Origin of the sequence: Amycolatopsis decaplanina DSM 44594 (assembly GCF_000342005.1) — a bacterium.
GTDB classification, from domain to species: Bacteria; Actinomycetota; Actinomycetes; order Mycobacteriales; family Pseudonocardiaceae; genus Amycolatopsis; species Amycolatopsis decaplanina.
Genome location: NZ_AOHO01000078.1, coordinates 131982 through 145460, shown reverse-complemented (window position 1 = coordinate 145460; position 13479 = coordinate 131982). Strand labels below are relative to the sequence as shown.

At 67.8% G+C, this 13479-nt stretch carries 6 protein-coding genes; 5 read left to right on the top strand and 1 reads right to left on the bottom strand.

The annotated features are described in order from the left end of the window. Window positions 1–286 precede the first annotated feature (286 nt). From H074_RS35825 to H074_RS35810, 5 genes are all read left to right on the top strand, one after another. Entirely contained in the window at window positions 287–7243 is a 6957-nt protein-coding gene (locus H074_RS35825) for a type I polyketide synthase (RefSeq protein WP_039924225.1), read from the top strand. Beyond that, window positions 7240–8730, top strand: a complete 1491-nt coding sequence (locus H074_RS35820; RefSeq protein WP_007034990.1) for a flavin-containing monooxygenase — start codon at window positions 7240–7242, stop codon at window positions 8728–8730. Before H074_RS35825 ends, H074_RS35820 begins: the two co-directional genes overlap by 4 nt. A 708-nt stretch (window positions 8731–9438) precedes the next feature. Continuing rightward, on the top strand, window positions 9439–9816 hold the full coding sequence (locus H074_RS35815) for a carbohydrate ABC transporter permease (RefSeq protein WP_007034989.1): 378 nt from the start codon (window positions 9439–9441) through the stop codon (window positions 9814–9816). A 2-nt stretch (window positions 9817–9818) separates the two neighbouring features. Next, a complete protein-coding gene (locus H074_RS41335; RefSeq protein ID WP_007034988.1) occupies window positions 9819–10124 on the top strand; it encodes an ATP-binding cassette domain-containing protein in 306 nt (101 codons plus the stop codon). After that, complete coding sequence (locus H074_RS35810) at window positions 10124–10978, top strand: ABC transporter ATP-binding protein (protein ID WP_007034987.1); 855 nt, start codon at window positions 10124–10126, stop codon at window positions 10976–10978. The genes H074_RS41335 and H074_RS35810 overlap by 1 nt, the downstream gene beginning before the upstream one ends. Before the next feature lie 880 nt (window positions 10979–11858). Here the strand turns inward: H074_RS35810 and H074_RS35805 are convergent. Further along, window positions 11859–12662 carry a DUF3050 domain-containing protein gene (locus H074_RS35805; protein WP_007034986.1) on the bottom strand — a complete coding sequence of 268 codons (804 nt, stop codon included), beginning with the start codon at window positions 12660–12662 and terminating at the stop codon, window positions 11859–11861. Window positions 12663–13479 lie beyond the last annotated feature (817 nt).

Sequence of the window (13479 nt, the reverse complement as noted above, 5' to 3'; positions counted from 1 at the left end):
TTTCCGTCGGGACCGCGCAGATGGAGGCCGTATCTGGACCGGCTTGGCGGCCGCAGCGCCTTCGGTGTCCACTCGCCGCAGACGAGCGCGCACGGCTTCCCGAGCGCTTCCTATTGTCCGCAGTCCGCCCACCACATCGTAAGAGAACATCTGACTGCGTCACGGTCCTGCCTCTTCGCGCACAATCGACAGCAGATTCGACACGGTCTGTTCTCGTCATCGGCTTTAGCGGGCCAGAATTGCGCTTCCTTGGAAAGCGCGGGAGTTCCGTCTGGGAGGCGCATTGATGGCGACAGGGGTTGCGGAATGGGCTGGCACGCCGGTCGCTATCGTCGGGATAGCCTGCCGTTTTCCGGGCGGGATCGAGGATATGCCGAGTTTCTGGGAGCTGATCGCGTCCGGGACCGACGCGATCGGTGATATCCCAGCCGGCCGGTGGCGGATTGGTGACCACTACGACGCGGATCCGGCCGCGCCGGGCCGGATGTACGTGCGGCAGGGTGGATTCCTGCGGAATCCGGTCGACGAGTTCGACGCGGGCTTCTTCGGGATGTCGCCACGCGAGGCGGCCGCGCTGGATCCCCAGCAGCGGCTGCTGCTGGAGGTCACCTGGGAATCGCTGGAGAACGCCGGAATCCCGCCGAAGTCGACCGCCGCCGGCAATGTCGGCGTCTACGTCGGTGGGTTCACCTTCGACGCGGCGACGCTGCAGCTGACCGACTCGAACCGGCATCTCGTCGGCTCGGCCACGCCCACCGGCGTGAGCATGACGATGCTGGCCGCGCGATTGTCGTATGCGTTCGACTGGCGCGGCCCGGCGTTGACTCTCGACACGGCATGCTCGTCGTCGCTCGTCGCGCTGCACCACGCGGTGGGGGCGCTCGCCCGCGGGGACTGCGACCTCGCGGTGGCCGCCGGGGTGAACGTGATGGTCAATCCGGTCACCACGGTTCTGATGTCCAAAGGGCAATTCCTTTCGCCGGATGCCCGATGCAAGTCGTTCGACCACCGGGCCAATGGCTACGCTCGTGGCGAGGGCGCGGGTGTCCTTTTTCTGAAGCCGTTACCCGCGGCGGTGCGTGACGGTGACCGCATCCACGCGGTCGTGCGTGGCACGGCGGTGAACCAGGATGGCCGAACGCCGGGGATCACGGTGCCCAGTGTGGATGCCCAGCGTGCGCTGATCGAGCGGGCCTGCCAAGTCGGGGACGTCGAGCCCGCGTCCGTCGGGTACTTCGAAGCCCACGGCACCGGTACCGCGGTGGGTGATCCGATCGAGGCCACCGCGATCGGTGAGGCCCTGGGTGATTCGTCGCGTACGCACTGGATCGGATCGGTCAAATCGAACTTCGGGCACACAGAGGCGGCGGCGGGTATCGCCGGGGTGATCAAGGCGGTGCTGTGCCTCGGCAAGGGGCTGATCCCGCCCAACCTGCATTTCGAACGGCCTAATCCGAAGATCCCGTTCGACCGGCTTCCGCTGAGGGTGCCGACGGAGATGGTGCCGTTCCCGGAGTCGGCGGGCCCGCGCCGGGCCGGGGTGAACTCGTTCGGCTTCGGCGGGACGAACGCACACGCCATCCTGGAGCAGTGGACGGGATCCGAGCCGGTCGCGGCGACCGAGGCGGAGGCCGGGCCGGTTCTCCTGCCGCTGTCGGCGCGAAGTCCGGAAGCCTTGCGTGCACTGGTGGATTCCTACGCGACGGCGCTGGAAAGCCCGGGAAGCCCTTCCCTGCGGCGGGTTGCCAGGGTGGCATCGCGGCACCGTGAGCACCATCCACTGCGGACATTCGTGGTGGCCGGGGACGCGGCGGAGGCGGCGGCCAAGCTGCGGGAGCTGACCGTCGAACCGAGGCGGGCGACGCGGCCGGGAAATGCCTTTGTGTACACCGGAATGGGCCCGCAGTGGTGGGGTATGGGTCGTGAGCTCTTGGCGACGGAGCCGTGTTTCGCCGAGGTTGTCACGGCTTGCGACAAGGTGCTGGCGAAATTCGGGGTTTGCATCGCGGACGAGCTCGACCGCGACGAAGCCGAATCACGGCTGACCGAAACTCTGTACGCGCAGGTCGCGAATTTCGTGGTGCAGGCCGGGCTCACCGCGTTGTGGCGGGAGTGGGAAATCGAGCCGGACTTCGTCGTGGGCCACAGTGTCGGCGAGGTCGCTGCCGCTTATGCAGCGGGCGTGTACACGCTCGAAGACGCCCTCACCATCAGCTTCCACCGCGCGAACCTTCAGTCACGCCTTGCCGGACGCGGCGCGATGGCGGCCGTGGACCTGCCCGCGGACGAGGTCGCCGCGTATCTGCGGGATGGCGTCGCGGTCGCCGCGGTCAACAGCACGTACGCGACAACGCTCGCCGGCGACCACGACGCCTTGGCAGCCGTGAGCCGGGAGCTGACAGACGCGGGAGCGTCGGTGAAACCGCTCCGCGTCGAGGTGGCGTACCACAGCCACCAGATGGAGGAGATCCGCGAACCGCTGCTCGCCGCGTTGCGGGAGATTCGCCCGCGCCGTGCGGAAGTCCCGCTTTTCTCTACGGTCACCGGTGACCAGATCGAGGGTCCGGAACTCGATGCGGGTTACTGGTGGCGCAACGTCCGCGAGACGGTCTTGTTCGCCGACGCGTTCCGGCGCGTGCTCACCCGGGCTCCCGGTGCCGTGCTGGAGATCGGACCGCATCCGGTGCTCGCGTCCGCGATCGACGAGGCGCTGGCCGACCGGTCCGACGACATCATTCGCCTGGCGTCGTCGCGCCGCGGCGAACAACAGCGCGAGTACTTGCTCACCGCGCTCGGTCAGCGATATGCCGCCGGCGCCGATCCGGCATGGGATCGGGTGCATCCGGGGCCGCGTGAGCACCTCGATCTGCCCCGGTATCCGTGGCAGCGGGAACGGCACTGGCTGGAATCGGTGGCGTCGCGGCAAAAGCGGCTGGGCGCCACTGACCTTTTGCTCGGCGGACAGCCGGTCGCCGGGGTCACGCCGGTCCACGACATCGAGCTGTCGACCTCGGCGCTGTCCTACCTCGATGATCACCGGATCGGTGAGTCCGTGGTGTTCCCCGGCTCCGGTTATCTGGAAGCCGCACTGGCCGCCTTCCCGGACGACGAGCCGTGTCTGCTCGAAGACGTCGTGTTCCACCGGCCGCTCGTACTGGCACCGTCGTCGATCCCGACGCTGCGGGCGGGCTTCGACCCGGCACGGCAGTTGCTCACGCTGCACAGCCGCACCCAGCCCGACGATCCTGTGTGGACGTTGCACGCCGAGCTGCGCCGCGGCCACTTCGCCAAGGCGCGGCTGCCGGAACGTCGTACCGAAATACTCGCTGGCCTGGCTGAAGGACTGCCGGAGCTCGGGCATGAAGAAGTGTACTCGCGCCTCGGCGGTACCGGGCTGAACTACGGTCCGGCGTTCCGTGCCGTGGAGCGGCTGTGGTGGCGTCAGGAGAGCCGTGAGGTGTTCGCCGAACTGCGGCTGGACACCGCCGAGCAGACAGGCCACCGGCTGCACCCTGTGGTGCTCGACGCGGCGCTGCAGGCGGTGATCGCCGGTGCGCTGATGCTCGGCGATGGCGTGGAATCCGGCACCTATGTGCCGGCCAGGATCGATGCGCTGCAGTTCTTCCGCAGCCCGGCCACCCGGCTGTGGGTGCACGGCCGGGGCCGGCCCGCCGCGGGGCCTGGCCGGATCGAATGCGATCTGTCCCTGGTGACCGACGACGGCGAAGTCGTCGCCGAGGTGAGGGGGCTGCAGGCCAGGCGGCTCGCGGAAGCGGCGGACGAGCCGTCGGTGCTGGTCTACGGGCACGTGTGGCAGCTGGAACCGCTACCGGAGGCGTCGGAGCGGCGGCTGGACGGCCGGTGGATCGTCATCGGAGCGTCGGCCACGGCAGCCGGGCTCGTCCGGGACCTCGCCGCTGCCGGGGCAGGCGTCCTCGCCGTGGATCCGGCCGGGGACGACTGGCTCGATCGGGTGCTAGCGGCGGCTTCGGCCTGCCGCGGCGTGGTTTACGTGGATAGCTTCGACGCCGAGGCCGCGTGCGCACCGATCGCCGCACCGTTGCGGCTCGTGCAGGAACTGCCTGCCGTGCCGTTGTTCCTCGTGACCACGGGGGCACAAGGCGTCTCCACAGTGAACCCGTCAGCGGCTTCGTTGTGGGGCTTCGGCCGCGTCGTCGCCGCGGAACGGCCGGAGCTGCGATGCCGGCTGGTGGATCTCGCACCGGGTGTGTCCGGGGAGGCGCTGCTCGCCGAGATCCTGCACGACGGAGGCGACGAGGTCTCGCTCCACCCCGACGGCCGGTATGTGCGGCGGTTGAAACAGGCCGAGGACGGCTCGGAACTCGACCACCTCCGCACACGCACCGACGTCACCCCGGTGCGGCTGGAGTCGTCCGGTGGTGAACTCGGTTTCCTCGCCACCACCCGCCGTCCGCCCGGTCCCGGCGAGGTCGAGCTCCAGGTGTCCCACGTGGGACTCAATTTCAAGGACGTCCTCAAGCACACCGGTCTGATCTCGTCTTACGCGATCGAGGGCAGCCATTCCGGAGAGTCGCTCGGGCTCGAATGCGCGGGAACGGTCGTGGCGGTGGGCGAGGGCGTGGCCGATCTCGAAATCGGGGATGAGGTGTTCGCGCACAGCCGGGACCTGTTCGTCTCGCACGTGACGCTCGACGCGGTACGCGTGGTCAAGAAACCGGCAGCGTTGTCCGCCGCCGAGGCCGCGTCGCTGCTGCCCGTGGTCACCGCGCACCTGTCGCTCGTCCGGCTCGCGGACCTCCGTGACGGGGAGCGGGTGCTCATCCATTCCGCCGCCGGGGGCGTCGGGCTGGTGGCGGCGCGGATCTCGAAGTGGCTCGGCGCGGAGGTATTCGTCACCGCGGGCAGTGCACAGCGGCGCGATTTCCTGCGACAGGAAGGCTTTGCGCACGTCGCCGATTCACGGTCGTCTTCGTTCGCGGACGACATCCTGGACTGGACCGGTGGCGCCGGCGTCGACGTGGTGCTGAACTCGTTGCCCGGCAGCATGATCGACCACAGCCTCCGTGCGCTGAGCACCTTCGGGAGGTTCGTCGAGCTGGGCAAACCGGGAGACGTCGCGGACCACGCGGTGCGGCTCGCCTCGACCCGGCGGGCGCTGTCGTTCCACTCCTTCGACTACGACCAGATGATGGCCCTGCGCCCTGCCGACGTCCGGGATTGCATGCAGGCGGTCGCGGAACTCTGCGAGCAGAAGGTGATCGCGCCGTTGCCGGTCGCCGAGTGGCAGGCGAAGGACGCCGCCGAGGCCTTCCGTGCCATGGCGAGTCCCGAGCACCGAGGGAAGATCGTGCTGCGCATGGCCGATGAGGAGGTGCTGGTGCCGGCGGCGTCGATGCCCGAGGCGCCGGTCCGGCCGGATCGGACGTACGTCATCACCGGTGGTCTCGGTGGCCTCGGCCGGACGGTGGCGCGCTGGCTTGCCGAACAAGGCGCGCGGCACCTCGTGCTCGTCGGCCGCGGCGGGATCACCACGGACGTAGCCGGTCGGCTGGTGACGGACTTGACCGCCGAAGGCGTCGAGGTGCGGGTCGAGAAGGCCGATATCGGTGACCACGCGCAGGTGCGGGCACTCGTCGCGGCCGTCCGCGCCCAGCTGCCCCCGCTCGCCGGTGTCGTGCATGCCGCGGCCGATTTCGACGACGTCGTGCTCGCCGACGCCGACGCTGACCGGCTGCTCACGGCAACCCGGCCGAAGGCGGACGGCGCTTGGCATCTGCACCGCGAAACTCTCGGCGACAGTCTCGACTTCTTCGTGCTGTTTTCGTCGGTCGCGGCACAATTGGGCGCGGTCGGCGCGGGCGCGTACGCCACAGCCAATGAGTTCCTCAACGGCCTCGCCCGCTACCGGCGCGCACAGGGGCTTCCCGCGACCAGCGTCGGCTGGGGAATGGTCGACGACGTCGGAGTCGCGGTGAGCCGTGACGGCTACGTCGGGGATGTCCTTCGCCGCACCGGTCATGTCGGTATTTCCCCCGCCCGGGTGGTCGCCGAGCTGGGAGCGTTGCTGCACACGCAGCCTGCGGAGGTGTCGGTCGCCGACATCGATTGGCCGCGGTGGGCGCGCGCGAATCCGCAGCTCGCGGCGTTGCCGACGGTCGCGACCGTAGTCCCGGTGGGCGCCGCGGATAGCGGGGACGAGTCCGTGGGGAGGCGGCTGCGGGAGGCCGGCCCTGACGACCGCGCGTCGATGCTGCCCGCGCTCGTCACGCCGTTGTTGCAGCGGACCACGGGCCTCACCGAACAGCAGCTCGGCGAAGATCAGGTGGTCGACGTCGACTCGCTCACCGCGGTCGAGCTACGGGTGCAGCTGCAGAGGCATCTCGGGGTCGCGGTGCCCGCGGTGCGGCTGCAGCGCAGCCTCAGCGTGGGCGTGCTCGCCGAGATTCTCGTCGACGAGCTGGACCGTACACGGCCCGAAACGGCCGCCGCGCCGCACGAGATCACCTCGGCCGATGGGCTGGTGATCTACGGCCACCTGAGCGTTCCCCCGGACCCCGGACCGCATCCGGCCGTCGTGGTGTGCACGGCGGGCGAAGGCGGAGCGTTGAACGCCGACGGTGACTACGCGCACCTCAGCGAACACGCGCCACTGCTCGCCGCCGGGTTCGCGGTCCTCACCGTCGACCAGCGCGGCGCGCCAGGGCACGGTCCCGATTTCACCGCCAGGGCCGAAATGGGCGGCGGAGACGTCGACGACGTCATCGCGGCCACGCGGTACCTCGCCGACCTGCCCGAGATCGACGGCACCCGGATCAGCATCGTGGGCACCAGCCGCGGTGCCTATACCGCGTTGCTGGCGTTGGAACGCCGTCCCGATCTGTGGCGGCACGCGACACTGCTGATGGGCCTTTACGACCCGGCGATGCTGGTCGCGGCCGAGCAAGCCCAGCCCGGCACTCTGCTCCCGGCGGGTTCAGGGTTCAGCTCGGCCGACGTCGAACGCTACTTCGGCGCACCGGAACGGCAGCCGCTCGCCGGCATCGGCACGCTCGGCGCACCGCTGCTGATCGTGCACGGCGACGCGGACTCCGTCGTGCCCCTCGCACAGTCGGAAGAACTCGCCGCCAGGGTACGGGAGGCGGGGCTGCCCGCGGAAATGATCACCGTGCCCGGGTTGGCACACGACAGCGAACACGAAGATCGGGTGTGGACCGGATTGTGGCCCGAGATCGGCCAGTTCCTCAGGGAAGGTACGCGATGACGACTCGGACGGAAGCACTGATCATCGGCGCCGGGCTGTCCGGGATCGGTCAGGCTGTGGCACTCGCGCGATCCGGGATCGATTTCGTGGTACTGGAGAAGGCGCCGGATCTCGGCGGCACCTGGCAGTCCAACACGTATCCAGGTGCGGCCTGCGACGTCGAAGCGCACCTGTATTCGTACTCGCACACCAAGAATCCTTTCTGGCGCTCGACATACGCCGGTCAGGAGGAAATCCTCGGGTACCTTCGCGGTGTCGCGGTGCGGCACGGGCTGCTGCCGCGGATCCGCTTCGGCATCCGGGTGGTGAGCGCGCGCTGGGACGAGGGCGCGGCGGAGTGGACCGTCGAGACCGCGGACGGCACCACCTTCGTCAGCCGGTTCCTCGTACTCGGGGTCGGTGGCCTGCACATGCCCCGGATTCCGGAGTTGCCTGGCGCGGCGACGTTCCGGGGCAGCACCTGGCATACCTCGTGCTGGAACAACGACGTCGACCTGGCGGACAAGCACGTGACGCTCGTCGGCGTCGGCGCCTCCGGGGTCCAGGTTGTGCCGCACCTGGCCGAACGTGCTGCATCGCTGACGATCTTCCAGCGCACCCCGCCGTGGGTGCTGCCGAAGGCGGACGCGGCGATCCCGGCCTGGCGGCAACGGCTTTTCGCGTGGCTCCCGGCCGCGCAGTCCCTGCACCGGCTGGGGATCTACCTGCAACGGGAGAAACGCGGCTTCGGCTTCCATACCCGGCCGGACCTGCTACGCGTCGCCGAGCCGATCGTGCGTCGGCGAATCGCCGAGCAGATCGCGGACCCGTCGCTGCGCGCACTCGTGACGCCGGATTATCCCCTGGGCTGCAAGCGAGTCCTGTTCTCCACCGACTACTACGCGACGCTGAACCGGCCGGACGTCCACGTCGTGTCCGGCAGCCCGGCCGAGGTACGCCAGGACAGGATCGTCGACGAGGCCGGTGGGGAACATCAAACCGATGTTCTCGTCTACGCCACCGGATTCGACCTCACCGGCTCGTTCGACCGGATCGAGATCGCCGGCATCGGCGGCCGAACGCTGAAGGAGGCATGGAGGGGCGGCATACACGGCTACCAGGGGCTCGCGGTGCCGGACTTCCCGAACATGTTCATGGCCGGAGGGCCGAACGGGTTCGCGCCGTACACGAGCGTCGTGCCGAACATCGAGGCACAGGCCCGCTACGTGGTTCAAGCCATCCGCACGACGCGGTCGACCGGTGCCCGAGCTCTGACAGTGCGCCACGACGCGACCGACCGCTTCCTGGCCGAGATGCGGACACGCTTCGCCAGGACGATCTGGGCGCCCGCCAAGTGCCGCAATTGGTACCAGAGCGACTCGCCGGGCGGAACGGTCCTCTGGCCGAGCTCGACCCTGCACTATCGCCTGCGCCTGCGCACCCTCCGCAGGGATGACTACAGATTCCTGCACACACAGGAATCTGTCGGCACGTTCCGTGACACCTGACCCGTGCTACAACGAGTCGACAGCGACTGATATCTCGCCCCGTTGCGGCTGGGCGTTACCGGTGGCCGTATCCCACGCCATCGCCACCGCGGCGGCCTGCTCCCGCCGCCGGCCCGGACTCACTCTTGCGGAGCCTCAACCCGGCGTGCCGGGCCGGGAAACACCGATCTTGGAACAGTCCTGGTGGTCTGCCGGTCTTGTGTTGACTGATGAGGATCTTGCTGTCTGGATCACCGGGCACCCCCGTGCCCACGTGCGTGGCCTGCTGGCGCCGCTCGCGGGGAAGAACGACTGGGCGGTCCCCTCGTTACCGGTGTGCGAGGACAGCACCCCGCCAGGCTGGGCACGATGGCTACTGGTGCGCCGATCCCTGACACCTATTGAGGGGTAAGGCAAAGGTGTCGGGTGGCGGGGATTCGCTCGCGGCCGTGGGGTGGCCGCGTCGCGAAAGCCACAGTGATGATGATGTGTGTGGATGGAGGCCTGGCGGGGTCTGGCCCGGAAAGCCACTGACGCCCTGGTTGAGGGTTGTCTTGCGAAAGATCTGCCGACTCGTGCTGGGTCTCTGTTCATGCACGTGACCAGGCCAGGGGATGTGACTTGATAGGAGCCTGTGCCACCAGGACACCCGTCACTGTGTTGTCCATCCCTGGCCCGGTACGTGCCATCCGTTCAACCCGATTGAGACACGGAATGGCAGTTACCAGGATGACTGATCTGCAGCATGCCGTCGACACGGCCCGGGTGCCCTACGAGATCGAGGAGTCCGCGCGGGTGGACGGGGCGAACAGCCTCGGAATCCTGCAGTTCGTGGTCACCCCGGTGATCGTGCCGTCGCTCGCGGCCGCCGCCGTCATCACGTTCTTCGACGGCTGGAACGAGTACCTGTTCGCCACCACCTTCATGCAGGACAAGGAGAGCTGGGTCGCCTCGACCGGCATCGCGTCCTTCATAGGGGAGTACTCCACCCCGCTCGACACGGTCTTCAGCGCGGCCGTGCTGTTCACCATCCCCGCCGTCGTCTTCTTCGTGCTCGTCCAGCGCCGGATCGTCTCCGGGCTGACCGCCGGATCTGTGAAGGGCTGATCATGATGCCGGTCATCGCGTTCGACCACCTCCGCAAGAGCTACGGAGGCACCGAGGTCATCCGTGAGTTCGACGCCGAGGTGCCGGACCAGGAGTTCCTCGTCCTGCTCGGCCCGTCAGGCTGCGGCAAGTCCACGATGCTCCGCATGATCGCGGGACTCACCGAGGTCTCCGGCGGCGAGCTCCGCTTCGACGGCGAGGTCGTCAACGCCAAGTCGCCGAAGGAGCGCAACGTCGCCTTCGTGTTCCAGTCCTACGCGCTCTACCCGCAGATGACGGTGCGCGCCAACATCGCGTTCCGCTGCTGATGGACGAGCACCGGTGGTGGCACCACATCCCGATCGTGGGCAACCTGGCGCGGCGCAAGGCGCTCAAGCGCCCGGACATGGTCGCGAAGATCGACGAGGTCGCCGAGATGCTGGAGCTGACGCGATACCTCGACCGGCGGCCCAAGGCGCTGTCCGGCGGGCAGCGCCAGCGCGTGGCCGTGGCCAGGGCGCTGGTCCGCGAGCCCGCGATCTACCTGCTCGACGAGCCGCTGTCCAACCTCGACGCCAAGCTGCGCACGTCCATGCGCGCCGAGATCGCCGCGCTCTACCGGCGGGTGCGCAAGTCCTTCGTCTACGTCACACACGACCGGGTGGAGGCCATGACCATGGGCACCCGGATCGTCGTGCTCAACGACGGCGTGGTCCAGCAGTACGGCAAGCCGAAGGAGATCTGCGACCGTCCCGCCAACGCGTTCGTCGCGCGGTTCATTGGTTCGCCGCCGATGAACGTGCTGCCCGTGCGAGTGCAGGACGGGACGATCACGGTCGACGGACAGACCCTGCCCGCTCCGGCGGACTGCCCGGTCTCCGCGGGCGAGGTGCAGCTGGGGGTGCGTGCCGAGCGGATCTCCGTGGGAGAGGAGGGTCTGGTCGCGCACGCGGTGACCGTCGAGCACCTGGGGGCCGAGATGATCGTCGGCTTCAAGCTGGGGCCGGCGACTACGGAGGTGGGTGCGGCGGCCTCCCGCGACCTCCACCTCGCCAAGATCCCGGGGGAGCTCCAGCTGGAACCGGGCGCTGAGTGCCGGGTACGGCCCGACCTCGACGGAGCGAGCTGGTTCGACGTGTCGGGTGACCGCCTCGCGGAGGCCCGCGAGCCCACCCTCGCCTAACCCGGGCTTCCGGCTTTGGCAGTGTCCAGTGTGGTCGATCGGGCCGCGGAAGCGTTCGGCGCCGGGGATCTCGGGCGGCTTCGACACCGAGAGCATCGGCGCTCGCTGGGGGTGGACCAGCGTGGTGAGCGGGCTGCTCACCTGATCGCTGTGATAGCGCGGGATCTGGCGCTGCCGGTAAGGGTGCTTCTGTCATGATTTTCTGCCCACATTGACGCTGACGGTTGGGTTAGGTTGGTCGTTGCGTGGCGGTCATGAACCCCCTGCACACCCACACTCGGGGTTGCCACGTGGAGGAGATAGGAGGGCAGCGGTCCGCTCCCGCCGGAAGGCCCCGGCTGGTAGAGCGGACCGCTGCCGTTTCTCCCATGGTCCGTCGGTGGATATTTCCGGCTGTGCACGGTGTTGCTTCACCGGCAATGGTCCGGTCTGAATCGGTGGCCCCTCGTCCCGGTGGAGTAACGGTCAGTTGCAGGCTGGGGTGACCACATTCTCACGAGGGGGTGCCAGTGCAAAACGCTGATCATTATGGGCAACCGGGTCGGTTTCCTCTTGACTGCCCCGAGTGTGGCGCCGGAGAGTGGCGAGTGAGGAAGCCCCCGTGTCGATCGGTTAGGGAGTCGCTGCCCTAGTCGGGGGCTTCCTCATCCCACGCTGCACCGTCCTGCACACCTATGGGTCCTTTATGGATAGATCCCCGGCAGGGACGCGAGTTTCGGAACTGTCTCGAAGCCGTGATCGAGCTGCCCGCGCAGAAGGGCCATACGCAGGCCGAAATCCCAAGGGTGCGCGTCGGACGCTGCCCGTTCGTCGGTGGGTCACTGTCCTCCCGGAACCCCTCGAATTCCTGGGGCAACGCCTGTCCGGGCAGGCGTTACGTTCACCGGACGCCGGTCAGGGTGGACTCCATCGCGAGGACGATGCCGTCCCAAAGGCGGGCTCGGGCGCGCATCGCCGAGCGAACGGTGCCGACGCACTGATCCCACTTGGCTTCGTCGTCGCCGCAAAGGTCGGCGAGCATCTGCATCGCCATGGGGGTGTGCTCGTCGGCGTCGACTTCGATGTGTCGTTCGAGGTAGCTGCGGAACAAGCGGAAGCGGTCGTCGGCGGGCTCATCTGAGATCACCTTGTCGAACATTTCCGGAATGAGGTCCTCTCGGCCGAAGGCGAATGCGGCGGCTTGGCAATGCGCGGGTGCCTCGGTGATGAGCCGCCAGGTCGCCGAAACGAATTTCGCCAATGGCTCTGGAATCCGGGGGACGGTCAGTGCATCCGGCACGGTTTTCCCGAGCCGAAGGGCCGCGAGGAACTCGTCGATGGCTCGGGTGTTCGCGCCGGCTTGCGCCATGGCGGCGCGATAGAGCTCGAAATGGCTACTGAATCCCGAATCCAGCTCATCGCTCTCTTCGACAAGGACGATGTCATTGATGAGTCGCCTGCTGGCCGCGTGCCCCTGTGGAATCCAGGGCACCTCCACGCAGGTCAACTGACGTTGCAGGCTTTTCAGCAGAGACATGAAGTCCCACACGGCGAACACGTGGTGTTCCATGAAGACAGCGATGTCGGAGGGTGACTCGAAGCTGTCATAAATTCTGTGGGTGGTCACCTCATCGCGTTCCGGCTCGCTCTTGGTGCGGATCATTTCAATTCCGGAGTGGTCGACTTCCCATTCGTACCGGGACATCGCGTTTCTTGTCTGAGAGGTAGTGGTGAAAAGGCGGCAAGTTCGTCCGGCGTCACGCCGCTCACGGTCGTCGGGGCGCTTCCGGTCCGAAGGCGTGGGTTCCGGGATCGGCAGTTCCCTTTCGTCAGAGGGGCCTGAACAGGTGGTGGTCCCGAGTGCGACCTGCATGTCGGGGAGCAGGTGGGCGCCATCGGTCCGGGCTGCGGCGCGGCGCGTGACGGGACTGTCCGGCAGCCACGGAGGGCGCATGCTCGAGACCAAGTACGACAACATCGGGGAACACGCACTACTCCTCGCGACACTATGAGTATGCGGAAGCTTATGTGAAAGGTGTTCAGCTTGACGCATGACGCCCTTCTTCGGCGGTAGTGATCAATTTCAATCTGTACCGTAGTGGCGTGCACTATCGGTCGAAAATAGGTGGCCACCGTTAGCGCCCGCCTGCGCGCCGATCTCGTCTGGAGGCATTATGCCGTTGTGCTGTGCGTGATCAGAATCAGGAGAAGTCGGATCATTGGCGTGTTGGCCGGACGCAATCGGTGTGGATTCACTGATGAGCACGAACCGGATGGTGATCCTCAGTTACGGTGCGAAGCTGGTGTGGAGTCGTGAAGCAGCCTTCGAAACCCGGCATGGTCCCGACGAGTCGGCTGTCATTCCCTGTCTCCGTTCCACGCTGAGGACGCGGTCGGCATGGCTCCGGCCATGCGCTCGGCGCGCCCGCTGACCGGGGTGAGAGTGCAGACGATCTGGCCGGCGCGTGTCTCGGCCACGGTTTGGTCTGCGCGTTGCGCACCGTATGGGTATCGGCGCTTGT

Bases quoted from the DNA above. Each gene is read 5' to 3' on its own strand.
- H074_RS35820 (WP_007034990.1), top strand. From the start codon at position 7,240: ATGACGACTCGGACGGAAGCACTGATCATCGGCGCCGGGCTGTCCGGG.
- H074_RS41335 (WP_007034988.1), top strand. From the start codon at position 9,819: ATGATGCCGGTCATCGCGTTCGACCACCTCCGCAAGAGCTACGGAGGC.
- H074_RS35805 (WP_007034986.1), bottom strand. From the start codon at position 12,662: ATGTCCCGGTACGAATGGGAAGTCGACCACTCCGGAATTGAAATGATC.
- H074_RS35810 (WP_007034987.1), top strand. From the start codon at position 10,124: ATGGACGAGCACCGGTGGTGGCACCACATCCCGATCGTGGGCAACCTG.
- H074_RS35815 (WP_007034989.1), top strand. From the start codon at position 9,439: ATGACTGATCTGCAGCATGCCGTCGACACGGCCCGGGTGCCCTACGAG.
- H074_RS35825 (WP_039924225.1), top strand. From the start codon at position 287: ATGGCGACAGGGGTTGCGGAATGGGCTGGCACGCCGGTCGCTATCGTC.